This window comes from Pseudomonas sp. TH43 (assembly GCF_016650635.1).
GTDB lineage: Bacteria > Pseudomonadota > Gammaproteobacteria > Pseudomonadales > Pseudomonadaceae > Aquipseudomonas.
This window is the reverse complement of record NZ_JAEKFI010000004.1, coordinates 1813356-1835085: the sequence shown is the minus strand read 5'-3', so window position 1 is coordinate 1835085 and position 21730 is coordinate 1813356. Positions and strand designations below refer to the sequence as shown.

Below are 21730 nucleotides of genomic sequence, written 5' to 3'. Positions count from 1 at the left end.
GGAGTGCCAAGGCAACAGCAGCAGCCTGAACCCACTAGCGGCCCGCCAACAACCAATCAGAAGGATGAGGACTTTATGGACGTTTACATGGGCACTGTTCTGACGTTTGCCTTCAACTATGCGCCCAGCGGCTGGGCCTTGTGCAACGGTCAGATCATCGGAATCAACCAGAACCAGGCGCTGTTTGCATTGCTGGGGACGGTGTATGGAGGCAACGGCCAGCAAACGTTCGGGTTGCCCAACCTGCAAAGCCGCCTGCCGATCTGCCAAGGCAACGGCCCCGGCCTGACACCGAGGGTGATGGGGGAAATTTCTGGCGCCGAGCAAGTCACCGCCACCCTCAGCAACTTGCCGACCCACACCCACACCCTGGCCGGGCTCACGGCCACCACCACCGTGCAACTGGCCAACCCGGCCAGTAACCCGGCGGGCGCGCCGACTGCGACCAACGCCTACATCGGCGCTTCTGGTACCGGGCCGGGCCTGGCGAATATTTTTTCCGACGCTCAGGGCGCATCTCCGGTACCGCTCAAAGGCGCAGCCACCACCATCAGCGGGACCATCACGCCGACCGGCAATGGCCTGCCCCTGCCGATCATGAACCCGTATCTGGTGCTCAACTTCAGCATCGCCCTGCAGGGCATATTTCCTTCGCGCAACTGACCGATCGCCGGGGGATCTTCTCCCCCGGCCTCCCAACTGGCTGGAGCGAGACCATGCTGCAAACGGTTCAAAGCCAACATTTCCAGGCATTGCTCGGACGGATCGGCACCCTGCACCTGCCCGACGGCACTGCGTTGCAATTTCACATCGAACACCTTGAAGAAAAGCCCTTGGCGAAAATGCGCTACAGCGAGCGCATGCCGTTCAGCGTCGAACTGAGCAGTCTGGAACCGACTGAGTTTGTCGACGGCTTGTGTGCCCTGGAGTTACCGGAACTGGGGCGAATGCAGGACATCTTCGTCTCGCGCGTCCCCCCGATGGGCCGGGACCCCGCGCTGGGTTACTTCCACATCACCTTTAACTGACTCGTTTCGTGTAGGAGCTGCCGAAGGCTGCGATCTTTTGATTCTGTTTTTTTAACAACAAGATCAAAAGATCGCAGCCTTCGGCAGCTCCTACAGGGGATTATTGGGGGTACCAGACGAGGCGTTCGGCGGCGGGGTTGCGCTCTTCGACGGCGAAACCCAGCGCCAGGTAATGTCGGCGCGCGTGGGGGTTGCTGGTCCAGACCACGGTCGCTACCGGGCAGCGGATCTGTTGCGCGGCCTTTTGTACGCCTTGCAGCACCGCTCGGCCGAAGCCCTGGCCGCGCGCCTGCGGGATGAACGCCAGGTACAACACGCGAATCTCGTTGGCGCCGAAATCGGTGCTCAGCGCGCCGATGGCGGTGCCGAGTTTTTCCACCACGTAGTGCATGGCGTTGGGGTAGTTGTCGCCCATGCCCTGCTCTTGCACCTGAAACTGCTGGACGACGACTTGCTGCACGTGTTCCGGCTCGCCGTCGATCCATTGCAGATCCGGCCGCGCCGCTTGATACAGACTTTGCAAAAACGGCCCGTCGGTTGCCCGCGAAGGCCGTACCACCAATCCCTCTGCCGCCACTGCTGCGTTGTCCGTCATCCTGCTCTCCCTAAAAACCGCTTTCCCTGACGCCCAGTGCCGCCACCCGGCGCCACGCCACACCCAGCAGCGATTCGCCGCTGCCCTGCAACACCACCACGCCGCGCAATGGTTGCGTCGGGGTCGAGGCCGTCGTCAATGCACTCAGGCGCACGCCATATTGCGCCTGCACCGGCTCCGCGCGTTGCTGTTGATCGCGACGCACGGCGATCGGCCCGTGGTGATCAGAGGTCAACGCCTCCTGATCGACGTAAGCCACGCCATTGGTGTCGATTTCATTCAATTGCACAGCGAGCGCCGGGTGCATGGGATCGTCGGCGATGAACCGACCATTGGCGCCGGGTTTGACCCGCCACAACTCGGCTTCGGCCAGATATCCGCGCAGGCGTGCACCATCCTCGACGACCCGGGCCAATGCATCCTTGGTCGACAGCCAGCGCCCGACGCTCAGGTTCGGCAGCAGATCGCGCACGCTGCCGGCATGTGGTGCGCGCAGTAGCAGCCGTTCGCGCTGGGCGCTCAAGCCGCGGTACTCGGCCACCGCTTCTGCCAGGCGTTGCTCGACGATGCCGGCGTCCGCGGCGGTTTCACTGCGACCGGCCTGACGGCGCATCAGCAACTGCTGAACCTGGATTTCCCGGCGAACAATCGCCAAGCGCGACTCGAGATCCGGCGACTCCAACTCAATCAGCACATCGCCCTGTGCGACCTTCTGCCCATCAGCCGCCCTCAGCGCTTTGACCCGCGCCGCTGTCGGCGCATGCAGCGCACTGGCGCGCCCGGCCTCAAGCATCGTCGGCAACTCCACCGAACTGCGCCACGGCACGATCAGCACCAGCAACAGACCGAGCAACGCCGCAGCACTGAGCAACACGCGTGGGCCGTGCGCCTGCTCTCGACGGCTCCACCACTGGCGCCACTCACGCATGATCGGCAGAAAGATGAACCACACCAGCTCCACCAGCATCAGGAAGATCCCCAACACTTTGAAGAACAGGTGATAGACCGCCAACGCGATCCCGAAAAACAACGCTGCACGCCACAACCACGAGCCATACCCCCAGATCAGCAAACGCCGTTGCATCTTCGGCGACCAAGGCTCCGGCGCGGGTGCGCCATAACCGAACAAAAACTCGCGTAAACGCCAGCGACACAGGGCAAACGCCCGGCCCTGCAAGTTGTCGACTTCCCAGAAATCACTGATCAGAAAATAACCGTCAAAGCGCATGAAGGGATTGAGGTTGACCACCAGCGTGGTGATCCATGTCGCACTGGCGAGCATGAACGCCGCCGTGCGTCCCGGCCCGTCCGGCAACAACGACCATGCCAGCAACGCGATACAGGCCAACAACAATTCGGCCAGCACCCCGCCAGCACCGATCAGCAATCGCGCGCGCCGATCATTGACCCGCCACGCATCGCTGACATCGGTGTAGAACATCGGCAACAAAACCATGAACGCCACGCCCATGCTCTGCACCCGACACCCTGCGCGTTTGGCCATGAATGCATGACCGAACTCATGACAGAGCTTGGCAAAGAACAACGCCACGCCAAACGCCAACGCGCCGCCAAGGCTGAACAGGTGCGGAAACGTCCCGACAAAACGCTGCCAGTCCCGCGAGACCAGAAACACGCCCAATGCCAATGTTGCCGGCAAACCGTAGCGCAGCAAGCGCGGGCCAACGCGTTCCAACCACGGCCAGGCGCGATTGAGAAACGCATCCGGGCGCCATAGCGGGATGCGGAAAAACAGGTATTGATGCAGCAGGATTTGCCACAGGCTCTGCTTCTGCGCCAAGGCCTTGAGCCGGTAACTGGCGCGCTGCTGATCGTCCATGGCGCTGATCAAATCGTGACCGCGCAGAAACTCCAGCAACTGCTCAAGCTCAGTGCCGTCCAGCAGTAGGCCCGGTTCGCGATTGGCCGCGCGCAAGACTTGCTCGGCATCGCCCAGTGACCAGTGGCGCAACAGGCGCATCGCCGCCGTGCCTAGTTTGAAATAACGCCCACGCACCGGATCGGCCAACGTCCAGCGCGGCGAGCCGTCCAATGCCGGCGCCGCGGGCGACAATTGCAGGTCGGCACGCAGGCTCGGCAGATGCATTTACAGGCCCACGCTCTGACGCAGGCCGGCCAGTGGCCGACGCAGCAGGTACAACGCCAGCGGTGCGCGATCGCCGAAGATTTTCGCCGTGCCGCGCAGGCCGATGCGCGGTGGGGCATCGTTGAAATTGGCGTCCAACCGGTACGCAAGCTGCCCGCCGGCGGTCGGTTGCGCCTCGTAGGCCGAGCGCTCCAGCGTGGCGAGGTGGCGCTTCAGCGGATCGCTGTCGAGAAACAGCGAGATTTCGGCCCCCGGTTCCAGCGAGATCGCGTCGCCCACCGCCAGTTCGATGCGCAATTCGGCCTGGTTCGGATCGGCAATTTCCATCAAACGTTCGCCGGTCTGCACCGGTTTGCCGGTCAAGCGTTCGGCATCGGCAAACACTGCGATGCCGTCGCGTTCAGCGCGCACTTCACTGCGATTGAGCAACTCGCGGGCGTAGTCGCGTTCGGCGCGTTTCTGCTCGGCGCGGGCGGCGAGCAAATCCACGCGTGAACTGGATTCCGCATCGGCAAACGAGCGCTGGGAATTGGATTTCAGTTCCGCCTCGGCCACGCCCAATGCGCGTTCAGCGACATCGGCCTGAGCCTTGAGCGTGGTGCTTTCGAACCGCACCAGGACGTCGCCGGTTTTCACCGTCTGATTGGGTTTGACCAGAAACTCGGCGATCACTCCGTCCAGCGGCGCTGCCACCACACGACCGCCCAGCGGCACCACTTCGGCCGGCGCCAGCACCGATTGGCGCACCGGAATCAACAACCCGAGCAACAGCACCGCAACCAGCGCCACCTGACGTTTGCGCGTCCAGCGCAGTCGCCACGGCTTGCGCGGTTGCAGCGCCAGCCAGGCATGGCTGTAGGTGTCGCCGAGTTGCGATAACAGCACTTGTTCGGAGGGATTCCACGGCACATCACGCGCCAGCCACAAGCCGCCGAATACCTGCGCGTCGCGACCAATCAGCGGCAGCCAGAACACCTGCGCGGCGGACAGACTGCGCCAGTCGGCCTGGAGGCTGTCGCTCAGCAATTCGGGGGCAATCACTCGCGCCTGCTGGAGCACATCCTGCTTGAACAACTGCGCCACGGCCTGCTCGACGAACGCCACAAACGGCGCATTCGGTTCGACCGCGCTGACGCCGGTCACCGCTTGCACCTTGCCGGCAATCAACAACGCGGCATGACGAAAACCGAACAGCGACTGGCCGTCATTGACCAGACTGTAGGCCAGTTGCGCAGTATCACGGGCAGCGCGGGTCTGGCGTTCAAGATCGAGAAACCGCGCGAATACCTGCTCGGCGCCGCCGCTCACCGGGGCGTTCACTTAAGCTCCGGGAAACGTGCCGTGCCGCTCATGCCGGCCAGCAAACCTTTGGCTTCGGGGAGTGTTGCGACCAGCAACAGCGTCTGGCTGCCCTCGTCGATTCGTGCACCAAGACGCTTGACGGTGGCGTCGATCGGCTGACCGGTTTCATCGGGAACGAAGCTGAAGGTCTGACCGGGCTTGAGCCTGGCCATCCAGCGCGACGGCACCAGCAAGTGAATTTCCAGGGTGCGATTGTCGACGACATCGAGCAGCGGCGCGCCGGCCGGCACGCTTTCATAGCGCTGAACCTTGCGTTCCACCACTTGCCCATCGAACGGCGCGATCACGCTGCAACGTTTGACCTGCACCTGATAAACCTGAGATTGCGCCTGGGTCTCGCTGACCTTGGCCTCGGCCCGCGCCACTTCGAAGCGGCCAACAGAGTTGAGCGCGGCCAGTTGTTTGTTGTGCGCCAACTCTTCACCGGCGCCACGATTGGCGGCCTGTGCGGCATTGAGCTGGGCCTGATAGGCCGAACAATCGAATCGCGCCAGGGTATCGCCCTTTTTGAACGACTCGCCCTCACTGAACGGCAACTCGACAATCCGCCCCGACAACTCGCTGGCCAGCGTCGCCTGATCCCGAGCGCGCAACACACCCCGCGCCTCACTGCTCGCGGTGGCCGTGCCGGACGCCGGGTTATCCAGCAGCGGATCGTCTGGCCCGGGCGTTTGCGCCTGAACTGCACACGTAACTAAGGTCAATCCGACAACCCAACCACGAAAACGCTGCATAACCGCTACTCCCTGACGGATGTGCGGAGTCTACGACAGCGGAAGTTAGCGTCAAGCGAAAGGCCATCACTCCATGGAAATGTAATGTTTCAAAAGAGAGGGCTGCTTCATGGTTGTTTAAGAAAGGTAGGCAAACCCCGACTTCCTACACGAGTTGAGGAAGCTACCAATTGCTCATTGCGAAAAGGGTGATAGACAAGCGACCTAAGAGAATGAACGCAGGGCAAATGTACCTCTCCCTGCAACAACCTCTAATACAGAAGCCCCTAAATGGCTTGACCCCGGTTGGTATCAGCAACCAAAACTGGCGAGCCGGTGCTGGAGATAAACCAGCGGAGTGAGCCTGCAATTATTTGGTGGTTGACCTGCATGACGCGCTCAATCTAGGATTGCCTTACTCAACCCCGTACGTAGCGATTCAGTTCGCTGGCAGTTGGGGTGAAGAAACCGGCTTAGGCCGGTTTTTTCGTTTCTGAGGAATGATTTGTGCGCACTGCTTTTTTTGTCGATGGCTACAACTTGTTCTATGGGTTGCTCGCTGGAACCCCCTATAAATGGCTAAATCTCGAACGTTTGTTGGTTCATGTGGCGCACATCGAAAACCCGCAAAACGCAGTTGTCTCGATTGACTATTTCACCTCATCAATAAAACCCGAACTCGCGACATTGGGCCGAATTTCAAAAGAGGCCCAAGACACTTACATAAGGGCACTGCGCACGACCAATGTCAGAGTGCATTTTGGCCGACATCACCTTGAGCAGGCTAAAGCACCTAGATTCATCGACAAAAACACCAAGGCCTCACGTCAAGACAAGGTCGACATCTGGAAGCTTGAAGAAAAGGAAACCGACGTTCATATAGCGATCAGCATGTATCGCACTGCCTGCCAGCAAGTGATGTTCCCAATGCAAGAGCGTGTCGAACAACTCGTACTGGTTTCAAGTGACACCGATATCACCCCCGCATTGAGAGCAGTACGCGCAGATTTCCCTCACCTGATCGTTGGCGTCATCCTTCCCCACAGGGCAGGTTTGAACCGGCCCACTCCAGGCTCCCTGAAAGATCACTCTCACTGGCTGCGAAGGGTAATCACTGCGGAAGAATTGCTCCTTAATCAGTTTCCAAACCGAGTGCCCACGCACAAGAAACCGGCGATCAAACCGGATTACTGGTAGCAAGTTTCGCTATCGGATAAACCGACTCCCAGCCCCCGCCCAGCGCTCGGTACAACCCCACCATCGCCAGCGAAACCCCCGTCGAGCTTTCCACCCACTGCTCCTGCGTGGCCAGTAACGCGCCTTGCACAGTGAGGACGTTGACGAAATCGACCACGCCTTCGACGTATTGCTGTTGCGCGGTGCGCAGGGCGATCTGGTTCTGGCGCACGGCTTCGGCGAGGCTGTCGCGGCGGCGTTGGCTGGCGTTGTAGGCGGTCAGTTGATCGTCGATTTCATGCCAGGCGCGCAGCACGGTTTGCTGGTAGCCGATGGCGGCTTCCTGCTGTTGGGCTTCACGCAACTGCAACATGCCGCGCAGTCGTCCGCCGTCGAACAGCGGCAAGCTGAATTGTGGGCCGATGCCGAAAGCACGCGAGCCCCAGGAGCCGAAATCACTGAGCTGCATGGCCTGCGAGCCGAGGTTGCCGGACAGCGTGATGCGTGGATAGAAATCACCTTTGGCCACGCCGATGTTGGCAGTGGCGGCGTGTAGTCGCGCTTCGGCCTGACGGATGTCGGGGCGGCGCTCGGCTAGTTGCGACGGTAGGCCGATAGCGACTTGCGGCGGCGACTGCGGCACGGCGGCGTCTGTGGATAACTCTCTGGCCAAGGCTTGCGGCGGCTCGCCCATCAACAGGCTGATCGCATTGATCAGTTGCGATTGGCGTTGCTCCAGCGCCGGCAGCCGCGATTCGATGGCGGCGACTTGCGCGGCGGCTTCGGCGACGTCCAGATCAGTGGCCACGCCATCGTTCAGACGCAGTTGCGAAAGCTTGAGGCTGTGGCGGGCGACGTCGAGATTCTGCTCGGTGACGGCGCGGGTGTTTTGCACGCCGCGCAGTTGAATGTAGTTCTGCGCGGTGTCGGCGAGCACAGCCAACAGCACCCCGCGACGGTCGTTTTCGGCGACTTCGAGGTTGGCGTCGGCGGCTTCGGTTTCACGGCGCACGCGTCCCCAGAAATCCAGCTCCCATGAGGCGGAGAAACCGGCGTCCCACAGATTGAAAGCGGAATCGCCATTGTTTCCGGAAGGATCGGTAAGGCCTTCGCCGCTGTTGCGTTTGCGCGCGTAGCTGCCACTGGCGGCGGTGTTCGGGTAACGATCAGCGCTGATCACCTGACGCGCAGCGCGGCTTTGTTGCAGGCGGCTGCCGGCCAGTTGCAGGTCGAGGTTGCTCTTCACGGCGCGCTGGGTCAGGGCCGAAAGTTGCGAGTCGTTGAAGACTTCCCACCAGCGTTCGTTGAGGGGTTCGCTGACGGTTTGGCCGGGGGCGGATTTACTCGGTTTTGCCCAGTCGGCGATTTGCGTGGCTTCGGGCTTTTGGAAGTCAGGCCCCACTGTGCAGGCGCTGAGACTTATTGCGAGCAAAGCAGCCAAAGTGAGTTGCTGCCATTGGCCTCTCCGCGAGCAGGCTCGCTCCCACATTTTGGAATGCGCTGCCCCTGTGGGAGCGAGCCTGCTCGCGAAGGCGTCAGTTCGGTCAATATGAATCATCGCTGAGTTACCTCACGCACCGACGTCGCCGAACTGCGAGTATCGATACTCGCCTCCACCGACATCCCCACCCGCAGTCGCTCGGCCAGTGGCTGCCCCGGCTCCAGCACAATCTTCACCGGAATCCGCTGTACCACTTTGGTGAAGTTGCCGGTGGCGTTGTCCGGCTTCACCGCCGCAAAGGTCACGCCGGTGGCCGGAGCGATACTCTCGACGCGGCCACGCAGGGCTTCACCGCCGAGACTATCGACGTGCACTTGCACTTGCTGCCCGGGCTGCACATCGGTCAATTGCGTTTCCTGAAAGTTGGCCACCACATAGGCCTGCTGCAACGGCACCACCGCCAGCAGCTTGCTGCCCGGCGTCACATAGGCGCCAACACGCACGGCACGCTCGCCGACCATGCCGTCCTGCGGCGCGGTGATGCGCGTGTAGGAGAGTTCGAAACTGGCGATTTCCAGCGCCGCTTGTGCGTGCTTCAAAGTGCCTTCGGCGGCATTACGCTGCGCGGTGAGGACTTCGACCTGCTTGCGCTCGGCGGCCAGTTTTGCGCTCGCGGTGTCCAGCCGCGCGGAGGCCTGATCGATGCGCGTACGGGCCTGTTGCGCGTTCTGCACGGTGCCGGCACCGACGCCTGCCAAATGGTTGTAGCGATTCAATTCCTGCTGGGCGAAGGCCATTTCAGCCTTGGCCGACACTACCGAAGCCTGTGCCTGAGCGATCACCGAAGTCTGGCGCTCCAGCGTCGCTTTGGCGTTCTGCAACTGCGCACGGGCGACCAGTGTCTGCGCATCAGCCGCTTCGGCGGCAGCACGCAAATCGCGGTCATCAATCAACGCCAGCAACTGCCCGGCCTTCACCCGCTGGTTGTCCTCCACCAGCACTTCCTTGATGAAGCCGGCCACACGCGGCACCACCAAGGTGAAATCAGCGGAGACGAAAGCGTCATTGGTGTTCTGCTGCGTACGTTTGCCAAACAGGCCGGGCACTGCCAGATACAACAGCACGCCCACCGCCAACGCAGTGGCAACGGCCACCGCGAGTTTTTGCTTTGCTTGAGTCGTCATAAAAACCTTCATTGTTCAGTACCGCAATCAGGTCGGTGCGCGCGGTGGAAAGATCCGCGTCGGCAGCCAGAAAATCAGCAAGATCAGCGTCACTGCGACGCCAGCCATGCACACGTAGAGATCAGAAGACGTCAGCACCACGGCCTGTTCGTGCAGGCGATGAGCAAGGCCCGGATCGCTGCGGTCGGCCAACGGTGAGTTGCCGAGGCTGTCGACCAGCATGGTCGAGTGAAAATGCAGACGCGCCGTGGTCAGCGCCTCGAGCACCCCGGTGGCGACGACCGCCGCCAGACCTTTCACAGTGTTGAACCATGCCGAGGCAAACGGCCCGTCCATTGGCTGAATGCTGCCGGTCGAGAGCATCAACAACGGCAACACCGACATCGGCTGGCCGAAAATCTGCAGCCATTGCAGGACGTAGAAATTGTCGCGAATCCATTCCGCGGTCAGCAGCGACCCGCCCAGGCAGGAGAGCGTCAGCATGCTCAAACCGATCCCCAGCACCCAGCGGCAATCGACCCAGCGCAAGTTGCACAGCGCGGCCACCAGCGGCAGCGCGAGCAACTGCGGCAACGCCGCGATCAGCATGATCGGCGCGGTCTGCACCGGGCGATAACCCTGCACTTGCGCCAGATAGCTCGACGGAATCAACACCACCGCTTGCAGCACCACCAGCACGCCGGCCAGGGTCATCAGCGCGAACGAGAGGTTGCGTATGCCGAGCATCTGCATTTTGAAAAACGGAATCGGCTGCGACCACTCGTTGATCAATAAAGCCACCAACAGCAAAGATCCACAGCCGAGCAGCGCGCAGATCAGATTGGACTCAAACCAGTCCAGCCGATTGCCCTGCAACAGGCCGATCACCAGCATGCAGATCGCCGGAAAACCCAGCAGCAGCCCTTTCCAGTTAAACGTTTTGAGGCGTTCCAGGCGCAGCGGATCCTGCGGAATGCCGTAAGCCACCATGACCATGGCAATCAGGCACGGCCCGATGATTTGCCAGAACGTCCATTGCCAGCCGAAGTATTCAGTCCACAACCCGGCCAGCGGTGTGCCGAGGCCAGGGCCGAAAGTGGCCGTCAGCGCGTAACCGGCCAAGCCATAGAGTTTGAAATTCGGCGGCAGGAAGCGCAGCGCGACGGTCATCAGCATCGGCGGCAATGCACCGCCGGCCAGGCCCTGCAGGGTACGCATCAGCAGCAGGCTTTCGTAATTCGGGGCGAACGGACAGAGCACGCCGAGCAAGGTGAACAGACTGATCGCGCAGAGGGTGAAGCGGCGCAGCGAAAAGGTCACCGAGCACCACGGCGCGAAGGCCATGGCCGCGACCGACGTCGCGGCGTAAAAGGACACCAGCCAGGTGCCTTCGTCGTAACCAATGTTCAGCGCGCCGCGAATGTCGGCCAGGGCAACCTTGGTCACCATCTCGTTGAGGCCCGACACCAGCACTGCCAGCAGCACGCCGACCAGACCAACGATGATCCGCGCCCCGAACACCGGTGGCGCAGCCGCCGTCGCCGGGTTGGCCGCAGCGATGGGCGCCGTGACCGTCAGGGATGTCATGAAATAGCTACTCCGGGAGGAAAAATACCGGAGCATCTTAGTCGGGCTTTGTACTGACTAAAATTGACTTATTGGCAGTTTATAAGTGCGTCTGACGCAACGATGATGATCCCTGTGGGAGCGGGCTTGCCCGCGATAGCGGTGGATCAGTCACTAAAGATGTTTCGGCTGCTGGCCTCATCGCGGGCAAGCCCGCTCCCACAGGGATTCGTGGTACTCACAACTACCTAAGGTTGGGCAGCCAGCCACGTTTCGTCGCAGCAGGACTTGAGGGTTTCGCGCAGCCAGCGATGCGCCGGATCCTTGTCGAAACGCGGGTGCCAAGCCTGGGTCAGCATCAACGTCGGCAACGGGATCGGCAGGTCAAACGAGCGCAGCTTCAGGCCTAACCGCCGCACGCTGAGCAACGCCTCCTTGGGCACCGGCAAGATCAGATCGGAATCAGGCAAGGCAAACATCGCTGCATGGAAACTCGGCGCAATCACCGCCACCCGCCGCTCCAGGCCCAAAGCGTTCAACGCCGTATCGATAGGGCCGCGAGCAATGCCACGGCGGGACATGCTGATGTGAGAAAACCCGGCGTAACGTTCCGCGGTGATTTCGCCGTCGAGCAGCGGATGATCCTCGCGCACCAGGCCAACGAAATGGGTGGAAAACAGATTCTGCACTTTGACTTCCGGGCTGACGGGGCGAGTGTTGCTCACGCTCAGGTCTATCCGCCCTTCACGCAGCGCTTCATCGTCGCCATCACCTTCCGGGACAAAGCGCAGCTCACAGTGCGGCGCCATTTGATCGAGGGTGTCGAACAGTTTGCCGCCGTACACGCCAATGAAAAAGTCATTGGCGCGGATGCTGAAGCGTCGGCGCAAAGTACTCAGATCGACGTCGTCAGCCGAGCGGAACAGCAGCGCAGCCTGCTCGACCACATCGCGAACCTGCTCACGCAGCTCCAGCGCTTTGGGCGTCGGCACCAGCCCCCGACCGGCGCGCACCAGAATCGGATCACCGATGGCTTCGCGGATTCGTGTCAACGTGCGGCTCATCGCCGCCGGGCTGAGGTTCATTCGCCGCGCGGCACCGACCACACTGCCCTCGTCGAGCAAGGCGTCGAGGGCGACCAGAAGATTCATGTCCGGGAGTTGCATGTTGAGCACTCATGGCGGATCTGGATTGATCTACGCGCAATGCTAACAAACATTCAGCTAATGAGGCGGTGGCCGGTTGGACGCTTTCGCGAGCAGGCTCGCTCCCACATGGGAATGCATTTCAAATGTGGGAGCGAGCCTGCTCGCGAATGGCCGGGTCGAGGCGCGACAAATCAGCGCTGCATACCCCAGCGTTTAACGGTCACCCGCTCCAGCGTGTCGAACACCAGGTTCTCCACCAGCAAGCCGATCAGGATCACCACCGCCAACCCGGCAAAGACTTTGTCGGTGTACAGCTCATTGCGATTCTGGAAGATGTACCAACCCAGTCCACCCTTGCCGCTGGTCGCCCCGAACACCAGTTCAGCCGCGATCAACGTGCGCCAGGCAAACGCCCAGCCAATCTTCAGCCCGGCAAGAATCGACGGCAGCGCCGCCGGAATCAGGATGAACAGCACAAAGCGCATGCCCTTCAGCCCGTAATTGCGCCCGGCCATGCGCAAGGTTTCCGACACACCGAGAAACCCCATGTAGGTGTTCAGCGCCAGCGCCCACAGCACCGAATGCACCAGTACAAAAATCAGACTGTTCTGCCCCAGCCCAAACCACAGCAGGGCCAGCGGCAGCAAGGCAATCGCCGGCAGCGGATTGAACATCGAAGTCAGCGTGCTCAGCAGATCCCGTCCAAACTGGGTCGAAACCGCCAGCGTGGTCAGGGCAAACGCCAACACGATACCGATCAGATAGCCCTTGAGCAGCACCACCAGCGATATCCACACCTTGCCCAGCAATTCACCGCTGAGCAGACCGTCGTATAGCGCATGGCTGGTTTGTACAAAACTGGGCAACAGCAGATCGTTGTTCTGCACCCGGGCAACGATTTCCCAGATGACCGCGAGCAAAATCAGGATCAGGCTTTTACGCAGCCAACCTTGTTGCCACAGCCGTTGGCCCAGCGGTAATTCGCGCTCGACCGGCACGCTGGTCAGCGGCTCCAGCACGGTTTCGAACTCTTGTCGTACAGATGATGAATGGCTCATCGGGCAATTCTCCAGGCCGCTCAATAAGCGATGCGAATATCGTTGAAGTCGTGGTCGAGCTCGGCTTCCGGCGACTGGCCTTCGTCGAACAGCAGCCGATGGATGCGCCGCGCCGATTCCTGAAACGCCACGCCGCCAAGGCTTTGCAAGTTGTATTGATGGCTGTGCACCTCTGCCCTTACCCGCCCCGGATGCGGGGACAGCAACAAGATGCGATTGCCGACCACCAGCGCCTCTTCAATCGAGTGCGTGACGAACAACAGCGTGAAGCGCACTTCTTCCCAGAGCAGCAGCAACTCTTCCTGCATCTTGCGGCGGGTCAGCGCATCCAGCGCGGCGAACGGCTCATCCATCAGGAGAATTTTCGGCTGCATTGCCAACGCCCGGGCAATCGCCACGCGCGCTTTCATGCCACCGGACAGCGTGTGCGGGTAAGCATCGGCGAACGCCGCCAGACCGACTTTTTCCAGATAGTGCAGCGCGCGCTCTTCGGCTTGTTTTTTCTTCAGCGTGCGCGAGGCCAGCAGCGGGAACATCACGTTCTGTTTGACGGTTTTCCACGGTGGCAGCTGATCGAACTCCTGAAACACCACAATCCGGTCCGGCCCCGGCGCGTCGACGCGCTGACCTTGCAGACGAATCTCGCCTTCGCACGGCGCAATGAACCCTGCGACGGCTTTGAGCAACGTCGATTTGCCGCAACCGGAAGGGCCAAGGAGCACGAAGCGATCCTGCTGATCGACTTCGAAACTGACCTGGTGAGTGGCCCGCACCACCCGTTGCGGCGTGCGGTATTCAAGGCTGACTTGATCCACCGCCAGCAGCGCTTGCGCAATGGCGATCGGGTTGCTGGCCGCGTGGCCTGGCAAAGGGGCGTTCATGTCGGTCAGCTCCCTTGCAGCGGTTTGGCATCCTGGAAGAAGTAGTCCTTCCACGACTCAGGCTTGTTCTTGATCGCGCCGACGCGGTAGAGGAATTCGGCCAGTGGATAAGTGTTTTTCGGCGTGACGCTGAATTCGAACTGCGGGTTGTCGATGATTTTCAGCAGCGCGGCACGGTCGATCTTGGCTTTGGTCACGCGGATGTAAGTGTCGGCCGCCGCGCCTTTATCGTTCTGCGCGAATTGCGCGGCTTCGGTCAGCGCTTCGACGAAGGCTTTGTAGGTTTTCGGATTGTCGTTGCGGAATTTCTCGGTGGCGAACAACACGGTCGGCGAGTTCGGACCGAGCACGTCGTAGGAATTGAGCACGACATGCACGTTCGGGTTTTCCAGCGCCTGATCCTGGAACGGCGGATTGGAGAAATGCCCGGTCAACTCGGTGCCACCGGCGATCAGCGCCGCAGTGGCGTCCGGGTGCGGAACGGCGATGGTGTACTTGTCGAGGCGATTGAATTCCTTGTCGCCCCACTGCTTGGCCGCTGCGTATTGCAGGAAACGCGATTGCACGGAGACGCCCACCGCCGGCACCGCAATGCGATCCTTCTCGGTGAAGTCAGCAATGGTTTTGACCTTGGGATTGTTGCTCACCAGGTAGTAAGGAAAGTTGCCCAGCGAGGCCACGGCTTTGACGTTCTGCTTGCCATGGGTGCGATCCCAGATGGTCAGCAACGGCCCGACGCCAGCGCCGGCAATGTCGATGGAGCCGGAGAGCAACGCATCGTTGACGGCGGCGCCACCTGACAGCTGCGTCCAGTCGACCTTGATATCAAGGCCTTCCTGCTTGCCGTACTTTTCGATCAGGCCCTGATCGCGCACTACGTTGAGCAATAAATAGACAATGCCGAACTGTTCGGCGATACGGATTTCACCTTCGGCGTGGGCCACGGTCGGCGCCACCAGGCTGCCGGCGATCAGGCTGAAACCGAGACCGATGGCGGCGGTCAGCGGTGCAAATGGAAGACGTTTGGACATGATCGAATCTCCGGCGAATCAGAAAGGCGCGTCGCCCTGAATGGTCGTGCGAAACAGCTTGCGGCGCAGGTGCGCGGGGCAGCCGGCAGCGAGATGGATCAGCGAACGGTTGTCCCAGAACACCATGTCGTGGGGCTGCCACTGATGGCGGTAGATGTTTTTCGGCAGCACGCTGTGGGCGTAGAGCTCGGCGAGCAGTTGTTGGCTCTCGTCCTCTGGCAGGCCGACGATGCGCGTGGTGAAACCTTCACTGACGAACAACGCCTTGCGGCCGTTTTCCGGGTGGGTACGCACGATCGGGTGCACCACTTCGGCGACTTGCGCCAACTGCTCGGGCGTCAGGGTCGGACGCCAGTTGCCCTCGAATTTGGTTTCGCTGTAGCGCGCGGTGTAGGAATGCGCGGCAGAGCGCCCTTCGACCGCTTTGCGCAGCGCTTCGGGCAGGTTGTCCCAGGCTTTGTGCATGTCAGCGAACAAGGTGTCGCCACCTTCGGATGGCAGTTCCTGCGCGTGGAGCATCGAGCCGAGACTTGGCAGCTCTTTATAAGAGAGGTCGGAGTGCCAGAATTTGCCAGCATCGCCGAGGCCGATGTTCTGGCCGTTTTCGACGATGTTGGAAACGATGAGGATTTCCGGGTGATTGGCCAGCAAGAACTGCTTGAGCACATGGATCTGCAACACGCCGAAGCGGCGGCTGAAGTCGATCTGCTGTTGCGGGGTGATGCGTTGGTCACGGAACACCACGACATGGTGATCCAGATGCGCGCGGTGAATGCGCGCAAAATCCTCGTCGCTGACCGGACGGGTCAGGTCGAGGCCGATGATTTCGGCACCGACAGCACCGCTGAACGGAAGAATCTCGAAGGCTTGCGGCGCGGCGCTCGCGGCGCTTGGGGAAGCAGTAGCTGCGGACATCTTTCAATCTCCCACGCACGGCGCGCTCATGGGCGCGCGCGTCGATCAGAAACTCACGCTGGATTGCGTGTTGGTTCAGGTCGTGCGGCGCGCCGATTGGTCGGCAGGTACGCAGGGGAGTGACTTTATAGCTATAAGAATTGGAAATTAAATACCGTTAGCGAATAACGATATGGCGAATGGTGAGGAATGAACTGGATGGTGAGTGACAGTTTTTGTCACTTATGGGCAGGATGTGGCGAATGGGGCGGACGCCTTCGCGAGCAAGCTCGGCTCCTACAGGGCGGGGTTGAACGCAATTTTGCGTTCGACACATAACCTGTAGGAGCCGAGCTTGCTCGCGATGAGGCCGGCAGCAGCGCTGAAAATCTAGCGTTCGTGCAACGCCTCGGCCCGTGCGCGGATGATCGGCTTGAGCAGGTAGCTCAGCACCGACTTCTTGCCGGTGATGATGTCCACCGACGCAACCATCCCCGGGATGATCAGCAACGGCTTGTCATCCGTACCCAAGTGGCTGCGCTCAGTGCGCACCTTGATCACGTAGTAGGTGGTTTTCTTGTCTTCGTCGGTGATGGTGTCAGCGCCGATCTGCTCCAGCTGGGCCTTCAGCCCGCCATAAATGGTGTAGTCATACGCGGTGAATTTCACTATCGCTTCCTGCCCCGGATGCAGGAAGGCAATGTCCTGTGGACGGATCTTCGCTTCGACAAGGAGGGTGTCGTCCAGCGGGACGATTTCGACCATGTCGCTACCCGGCTGGATCACGCCGCCAATGGTGTTGACCAGCAACTTGTTGACGATGCCGCGCACTGGCGAGGTGACTAACGTACGGCTGACACGATCTTCCAGGGCCTTGCCGGTCGCACTGGCCTTGTTCAGGTCGGTGCGCGCTTCGTTAAGCTGGGTCAGCGCTTCGCTGCGAAATTTGCCGCGGGTTTCATCAATTTTGCGCTGCACTTCCTTGATCGCCGATTCCGCACGCGGGATTGCCAGCGTGGTGGCGTCGAGCTGCCCACGGGTTTCCACTTCGGCACGCTTGAGCCGCAGCACTTCAACCGGGGACACCGCGCCCTGCGCCACCAGCGGCTCGGACATGTTGATTTCCTGACGCTGCAAGCCGAGTTGCTGACGATACTGCGCTTGCTTGGAGCCGAATTCGCGCAGCTCTTGCTGACGCTGAATCAACTGCTCCTGCAAGCCACCGATCTCGTCGTGCAGTTGCTGACGGCGGCTGATGTACAGCGATTCTTCGCTTTTCGCCTGACCCGGCACGGCTTTGAGCACGTCCTCGGGGAAATTCAGCGGACGGTCGTCGACCTCGGCGCTCAGACGCTCGACGCGCAGCAACATCGACAGCCGATCGGCTTCGGTTTCGCCGACGTTGGAGGCAAAACGCGTGTCGTCGAGACGAATCAGCGGCGCGCCGGCCTCGACGATCTGACCTTCCTTGACGAACAGCTCAGAGACGATGCCGCCCTCAAGGTTCTGGATCTTCTGAATCTTCGACGACGGAATCGCCTTGCCGTCGCCCTTGGTCACTTCGTCGATCACGGCGAAGTTGGCCCACAGCATCAGGAATACGAAGAAGCCGATGATCGCCCAGATGGTCAAGCGCACGACGCGCGGGGCGTCCTCGATCAGTGCCTTGTTGACCTCCGGCAGTGGCTGGCCCTGCAGCGAGGCAGTGCCCTTGAAGTAGCGACGGATCGAATCCTTGAAACCCGACTTAAGCAACACTGATCTGCCCCTTCTTCAACGCTTCCATCACCGCGGCTTTCGGGCCGTCAGCGAGAATCTGTCCACGGTCGATCACCAGCAGACGATCCACCAGCGACAACAGCGATGCCCGGTGCGTCACCAGCACCACGGTCTTGTTTTCGATCACCGCCGCGAGGCGTTGCTTGAGGCGTTCTTCGCCAGTGTTGTCCATGGCGCTGGTCGGCTCGTCCATCAACAGGATCGGCGGATTGAGCAGCAGCGCCCGGGCCAGTGCGACGTTCTGCCGCTGACCACCGGAGAGGTTCTGCCCGCGCTCGCCGACTTGCAGCTCATAACCTTGCGGGTGCAGACGGGCGAATTCATGGACGCCGGCCAGTTCGGCGGCTTGCAGGACGAGTTCGTCTTCGACATAACGCGCGCCGGAGACCAGGTTGTCACGCAGGGTGCCGGCCAGCAGCTGGATGTCTTGCGGCACGTAGCCGATGTTGTAGCGCAGCTCGCTGACGTCGATCTGGCGGATATCCACACCGTCGACCAGCAACGCACCGTCGTCCGGTTGATACAGGCCGACCAGCAGTTTTGCCAGCGAACTCTTGCCCGAACCACTGCGGCCGATGATGCCGATCTTCTCGCCGGGACGAATCACCAGGTTGATGTTCTTCAGCGCCGGGTTCTGTTGTTCCGGGTAGGTGAAGTTGAGCTGGCGGCACTCGATGGCGCCTTGCAGAACCTTGCGGCTCAATGGGCGTTCTTCGAAGTTGCGCTCTTGCGGCAGCTCCATCATCTGGTCGACCGAGGTCATAGTCACGCGGGCTTGCTGGTACCGGGTCAGCAGACCGGACAGCGACGCCAGCGGACTGAGCGCGCGACCACTGAGCATGTAGCAGGCAATCAGACCGCCCATGCTCAAGTGGCCGTCGATGATCTGGTACACGCCGAAGACAATCATGATCACCCCGGCCAATTGCTGGATCAGCAAGGTGATGTTCATCGCCAGGCCGGAGAGCATTTTCACCCGCAGTTCGAGGCGGCTAAGGGTACCGATGGTCTGCTCCCACTGATATTGGCGTTCGCTCTCGGCGTTGTTGACCTTGACCGCGTCGAGGCCGGCGAGGGTTTCGATCAGGCTCGACTGGCGCTCGGCGCCGAGGGCCATGGTGCGTTCCATGGTTGCCACCAGCGGCTTCTGCAAGGCGTAGCCGATCAGCAGGGCAATCGGGAACGCCAGCACCGGAATCCACACCAGATGCCCGCCGAGAATGGCGATGACGATGAAAATCAGGATGGTGAACGGCAGGTCGATCAGGCTGGTCAGGGTCAGCGAGGCAAGGAAGTCGCGCAGGCTCTGAAACTCGTGGATGTTCTGCGCAAAGCTGCCGACCCGCGCCGGGCGGTATTTCATCGCCATGCCGACGATGCGCTCGAACAGCGTCGCGGAGATGATCAGGTCGGTTTTCTTCCCGGCCAGATCCAGGCACAAGCTACGCAGACTCTTGAGGATCAGGTCGAAAATGTACGCGCCAGTGATGCCCAGGGCGAGTACCCACAGGGTTGCTTCGGCCTGGTTCGGTACCACGCGGTCATAGACGTTCATCACGAACAGCGGCGCGGCCATGGCGATGATGTTGATCAGGAAACTCGCCGCGATCGCATCAGCGTACAGCCAGCGCGAACGCTTGAGGGTATCGCGGAACCACGAGCGCGCACGCGGAATCAGCGTGCCGTGGTTGACGTCGAATTTGTGTTGCGGCTGGGCAAAGAAGACCTTGCCGATGTAATCGTCGGCCAACAATTCACGACTGACCAGCGACTCGCCACCGTCGGCTTCGCTGAGCAGAACCCGCGCTTCGTTGTCACCCTGCCAGCCGAGCAGGACGGCGCTGCGGCCATCCTTGAGCAGCAACAACGCCGGCATGGCGATCGCCGGAATTTCTTCCAGCTTGCGCTGCAACACCCGACCTTGCAGGCCGGCGCGAGCCGCCGCTCGGGGCAGCAACTCGATACTGAGGCGTTGTTTGGGCAGCGGCAGGCCGGTGGTCAGCATCGCCGCGCTGGCGGGCTTCTGGTGCAGCATGCAAAGGGCGAGCAGACCATCCAGTAACGGATCGTCGTGCAACGCGCGTGGATCATGACTGAGATGAACTCGACTGACTTCTGATTCCACGCTCGACACTCTTTGACAGTTGAAAAGGGATAACTCAATTCATCCCAGGCAGCTGAACCTTGGGCTTCACGTCGTTCTGCACAACGGATGCCAACGGTGCGACCACTCCCTGGCTTCTGAGCAACTCGCCCATGGTCGCCTTGATTCGGTACTGAGTAAATAACTGAATGTTTTTGATTTCAGCCAAACGACGCGATGCGGTGAACAACTCGTTTTCGCTGTCGAGCAAATCGAGCAGGGTGCGCTCGCCGAGGCTGAACTGACGCTGGTAAGCGGTGCGCACCGCGGTGCTGTGATCGACGTACTGCTGAGCGATCGGTACCTGCGCGTTGGCGTTGTTCAAGGCGTTCCAGGCCAGGCCCAGCTCTTCATTCAACTGGCGCAAAGCATTGTTGCGGATGTCCAGCGCCTGGTTCGACAGGTACGACTTGGATTCCAGATCAGCCTTGTTGCTGCCGCCCGAATAGAGGTTGAAGCGCATGCGCAACATGGCCTGCCATTCATTATTGTGGCCGTTCTGACCATCCAGATCGTTGTCGGCAGTGCGGCCCAGTTCGGCGTCGAAGCGTGGGTAGAAGGTCGACTTGGCGGTTTCGTACTCCTTCTCGGCTGCAGCGATGTCGGACTCGGCCGAACGCAGGATCGGGCTGTTTTCCAGCATCTGCGTGCGAGCTTCATTCAAGTTGGCCGGCATCATCGCCATGAACGGCGCCGGACGCTCCAGTTGATCGGGCATCTGGCCAACGGCGCTGAGGAAGTTGGTTTCCGAGTCGGCCAGATTGGTCTGCTCGGTGATCAGGTTGTTACGGGCCTGGGCCATCCGCGCTTCGGCCTGATCGAGGTCGGCACCGCTGCCGACGCCGCGCTGGGTGCGCAGCTGGATCTGGTCGTAAATGCGCTGGTGGCTCTTGAGGTTTTCCTCGGCCAGACGCACGAACTCACGGCGAGTCAGCACGTCCAGATACACCTGGGCAACGGTCAGCGCGGTGCGCTCGGAGGTGCCAAGCAAAGAGTAGGCACGAGAGTTAACGGTGGCTTGTTGACGCCCGACTTCGCTGGACGTGGCAAAACCGTCAAAAACCATTTGCGAGAGACGTAAACTTGACTCGCCACGGTTCAGCGTTTCGTAGTGATTGCCGCCAGCGTTAGCGCGGGTGGTCACGCTGTCGGTGCCTTCACGGCCATAACCGCCGAGCAGATCAACCTTCGGCAGGTATCCACCTTTTGCCGCTCTTAACTGATAATCCGCGGCCAAACGACTGTTGACCCCTGCCTGGATTTCCGGATGGACATCCAACGCCTGCTGCATGGCTTCTGGTAAGGATTGTGCTTGTACGAATGAGGCGGCGAGGGCGAACGGTAGGGCCTTGAACAGGTGCAAACGCATGATAAAAATTTCCCAGAACTTCTTGTCTTGAATCACAGCAAAACGTGGCGCTGCGTCGGATGATGGCAACCAGATTGACCGTATGTCGGAAAGTTCAAAACAGGAACTGGATCACACGCTGAAGGACAGGTCGCCGCGGAAATATCAATGTGACATTAGTGGGGCGATTGTTTAGGATGGCACCCAGAAGGTCAATAGTTTGGCATAAAGTTAATAGCGAAAGAATATAGCCAAATTATTGACGAGTAACCGCGTCAAAATTGATTCGAAAATTTT

18 protein-coding genes are annotated in these 21730 nt (G+C 60.7%); 3 read left to right on the top strand and 15 right to left on the bottom strand.

The genetic code is table 11. The features are described from left to right. Positions 1 to 75: 75 nt before the first annotated feature. Together JFT81_RS24715 and JFT81_RS24710 are read left to right on the top strand one after the other, a co-directional pair. On the top strand, positions 76 to 663 hold the full coding sequence (locus JFT81_RS24715; RefSeq protein WP_201229698.1) for a tail fiber protein: 588 nt from the start codon (positions 76 to 78) through the stop codon (positions 661 to 663). A gap of 53 nt (positions 664 to 716) precedes the next feature. Beyond that, positions 717 to 1028: a hypothetical protein gene (locus JFT81_RS24710; RefSeq protein ID WP_201229697.1), complete on the top strand. Its 312-nt coding sequence runs from the start codon at positions 717 to 719 to the stop codon at positions 1026 to 1028. A 100-nt stretch (positions 1029 to 1128) separates the two neighbouring features. Here the strand turns inward: JFT81_RS24710 and JFT81_RS24705 are convergent, their stop codons facing one another. Genes JFT81_RS24705 through JFT81_RS24690 form a run of 4 tightly spaced genes read right to left on the bottom strand, consistent with a single transcriptional unit; the run spans position 1129 to position 5826 of the window. Next, on the bottom strand, positions 1129 to 1623 hold the full coding sequence (locus JFT81_RS24705; protein WP_201229696.1) for a GNAT family N-acetyltransferase: 495 nt from the start codon (positions 1621 to 1623) through the stop codon (positions 1129 to 1131). Between the two features lie 10 nt (positions 1624 to 1633). Continuing rightward, positions 1634 to 3730, bottom strand: a complete 2097-nt coding sequence (locus tag JFT81_RS24700) for an efflux RND transporter periplasmic adaptor subunit (RefSeq protein ID WP_201229694.1) — start codon at positions 3728 to 3730, stop codon at positions 1634 to 1636. Further along, positions 3731 to 5050, bottom strand: a complete 1320-nt coding sequence (locus JFT81_RS24695) for an HlyD family efflux transporter periplasmic adaptor subunit (protein WP_201229692.1) — start codon at positions 5048 to 5050, stop codon at positions 3731 to 3733. Continuing rightward, complete coding sequence (locus JFT81_RS24690; protein ID WP_201229690.1) at positions 5047 to 5826, bottom strand: efflux RND transporter periplasmic adaptor subunit; 780 nt, start codon at positions 5824 to 5826, stop codon at positions 5047 to 5049. The genes JFT81_RS24695 and JFT81_RS24690 overlap by 4 nt, the downstream gene beginning before the upstream one ends. Positions 5827 to 6312: 486 nt before the next feature. Here JFT81_RS24690 and JFT81_RS24685 point away from each other — a divergent pair, with 486 nt between their 5' ends. Continuing rightward, positions 6313 to 7002, top strand: coding sequence for an NYN domain-containing protein (locus JFT81_RS24685; RefSeq protein WP_201229688.1), 690 nt, complete (start codon positions 6313 to 6315; stop codon positions 7000 to 7002). On the opposite strand, the gene JFT81_RS24680 is transcribed toward JFT81_RS24685, so the two are convergent. The 11 genes from JFT81_RS24680 to JFT81_RS24630 form a co-directional block, all read right to left on the bottom strand. Beyond that, positions 6983 to 8539 carry an efflux transporter outer membrane subunit gene (locus tag JFT81_RS24680; protein ID WP_201229687.1) on the bottom strand — a complete coding sequence of 519 codons (1557 nt, stop codon included), beginning with the start codon at positions 8537 to 8539 and terminating at the stop codon, positions 6983 to 6985. The two genes, JFT81_RS24685 and JFT81_RS24680, sit on opposite strands and share 20 nt — an antisense overlap. Then, a complete protein-coding gene (locus JFT81_RS24675) occupies positions 8536 to 9606 on the bottom strand; it encodes an HlyD family secretion protein (RefSeq protein WP_201229686.1) in 1071 nt (356 codons plus the stop codon). The genes JFT81_RS24680 and JFT81_RS24675 overlap by 4 nt, the downstream gene beginning before the upstream one ends. A 27-nt stretch (positions 9607 to 9633) precedes the next feature. After that, complete coding sequence (locus JFT81_RS24670) at positions 9634 to 11172, bottom strand: MFS transporter (RefSeq protein WP_201229685.1); 1539 nt, start codon at positions 11170 to 11172, stop codon at positions 9634 to 9636. Positions 11173 to 11399: 227 nt separating this feature from the next. Continuing rightward, entirely contained in the window at positions 11400 to 12317 is a 918-nt protein-coding gene (locus JFT81_RS24665) for a LysR family transcriptional regulator (RefSeq protein ID WP_201229684.1), read from the bottom strand. A gap of 173 nt (positions 12318 to 12490) precedes the next feature. Next, entirely contained in the window at positions 12491 to 13357 is an 867-nt protein-coding gene (locus JFT81_RS24660; RefSeq protein WP_201229683.1) for an ABC transporter permease, read from the bottom strand. A 20-nt stretch (positions 13358 to 13377) separates the two neighbouring features. Next, positions 13378 to 14238: an ABC transporter ATP-binding protein gene (locus tag JFT81_RS24655; RefSeq protein ID WP_201229677.1), complete on the bottom strand. Its 861-nt coding sequence runs from the start codon at positions 14236 to 14238 to the stop codon at positions 13378 to 13380. Positions 14239 to 14243: 5 nt separating this feature from the next. Next, positions 14244 to 15269 carry an ABC transporter substrate-binding protein gene (locus JFT81_RS24650; RefSeq protein WP_201229676.1) on the bottom strand — a complete coding sequence of 342 codons (1026 nt, stop codon included), beginning with the start codon at positions 15267 to 15269 and terminating at the stop codon, positions 14244 to 14246. Between the two features lie 18 nt (positions 15270 to 15287). Next, positions 15288 to 16184 carry a TauD/TfdA family dioxygenase gene (locus tag JFT81_RS24645; RefSeq protein ID WP_201229675.1) on the bottom strand — a complete coding sequence of 299 codons (897 nt, stop codon included), beginning with the start codon at positions 16182 to 16184 and terminating at the stop codon, positions 15288 to 15290. Between the two features lie 369 nt (positions 16185 to 16553). Beyond that, positions 16554 to 17921 carry an HlyD family type I secretion periplasmic adaptor subunit gene (locus JFT81_RS24640; protein ID WP_201147924.1) on the bottom strand — a complete coding sequence of 456 codons (1368 nt, stop codon included), beginning with the start codon at positions 17919 to 17921 and terminating at the stop codon, positions 16554 to 16556. Further along, complete coding sequence (locus JFT81_RS24635) at positions 17911 to 20067, bottom strand: type I secretion system permease/ATPase (RefSeq protein WP_201229674.1); 2157 nt, start codon at positions 20065 to 20067, stop codon at positions 17911 to 17913. Before JFT81_RS24635 ends, JFT81_RS24640 begins: the two co-directional genes overlap by 11 nt. Positions 20068 to 20101: 34 nt before the next feature. Then, complete coding sequence (locus JFT81_RS24630) at positions 20102 to 21454, bottom strand: TolC family outer membrane protein (RefSeq protein WP_201229673.1); 1353 nt, start codon at positions 21452 to 21454, stop codon at positions 20102 to 20104. Between the last annotated feature and the right edge of the window lie 276 nt (positions 21455 to 21730).

Bases quoted from the DNA above. Each gene is read 5' to 3' on its own strand.
- JFT81_RS24660 (WP_201229683.1), bottom strand. From the start codon at position 13,357: ATGAGCCATTCATCATCTGTACGACAAGAGTTCGAAACCGTGCTGGAG.
- JFT81_RS24650 (WP_201229676.1), bottom strand. From the start codon at position 15,269: ATGTCCAAACGTCTTCCATTTGCACCGCTGACCGCCGCCATCGGTCTC.
- JFT81_RS24705 (WP_201229696.1), bottom strand. From the start codon at position 1,623: ATGACGGACAACGCAGCAGTGGCGGCAGAGGGATTGGTGGTACGGCCT.
- JFT81_RS24630 (WP_201229673.1), bottom strand. From the start codon at position 21,454: ATGCGTTTGCACCTGTTCAAGGCCCTACCGTTCGCCCTCGCCGCCTCA.
- JFT81_RS24690 (WP_201229690.1), bottom strand. From the start codon at position 5,826: ATGCAGCGTTTTCGTGGTTGGGTTGTCGGATTGACCTTAGTTACGTGT.
- JFT81_RS24675 (WP_201229686.1), bottom strand. From the start codon at position 9,606: ATGACGACTCAAGCAAAGCAAAAACTCGCGGTGGCCGTTGCCACTGCG.
- JFT81_RS24700 (WP_201229694.1), bottom strand. From the start codon at position 3,730: ATGCATCTGCCGAGCCTGCGTGCCGACCTGCAATTGTCGCCCGCGGCG.
- JFT81_RS24710 (WP_201229697.1), top strand. From the start codon at position 717: ATGCTGCAAACGGTTCAAAGCCAACATTTCCAGGCATTGCTCGGACGG.
- JFT81_RS24680 (WP_201229687.1), bottom strand. From the start codon at position 8,539: ATGATTCATATTGACCGAACTGACGCCTTCGCGAGCAGGCTCGCTCCC.
- JFT81_RS24655 (WP_201229677.1), bottom strand. From the start codon at position 14,238: ATGAACGCCCCTTTGCCAGGCCACGCGGCCAGCAACCCGATCGCCATT.
- JFT81_RS24715 (WP_201229698.1), top strand. From the start codon at position 76: ATGGACGTTTACATGGGCACTGTTCTGACGTTTGCCTTCAACTATGCG.
- JFT81_RS24645 (WP_201229675.1), bottom strand. From the start codon at position 16,184: ATGTCCGCAGCTACTGCTTCCCCAAGCGCCGCGAGCGCCGCGCCGCAA.
- JFT81_RS24665 (WP_201229684.1), bottom strand. From the start codon at position 12,317: ATGCAACTCCCGGACATGAATCTTCTGGTCGCCCTCGACGCCTTGCTC.
- JFT81_RS24670 (WP_201229685.1), bottom strand. From the start codon at position 11,172: ATGACATCCCTGACGGTCACGGCGCCCATCGCTGCGGCCAACCCGGCG.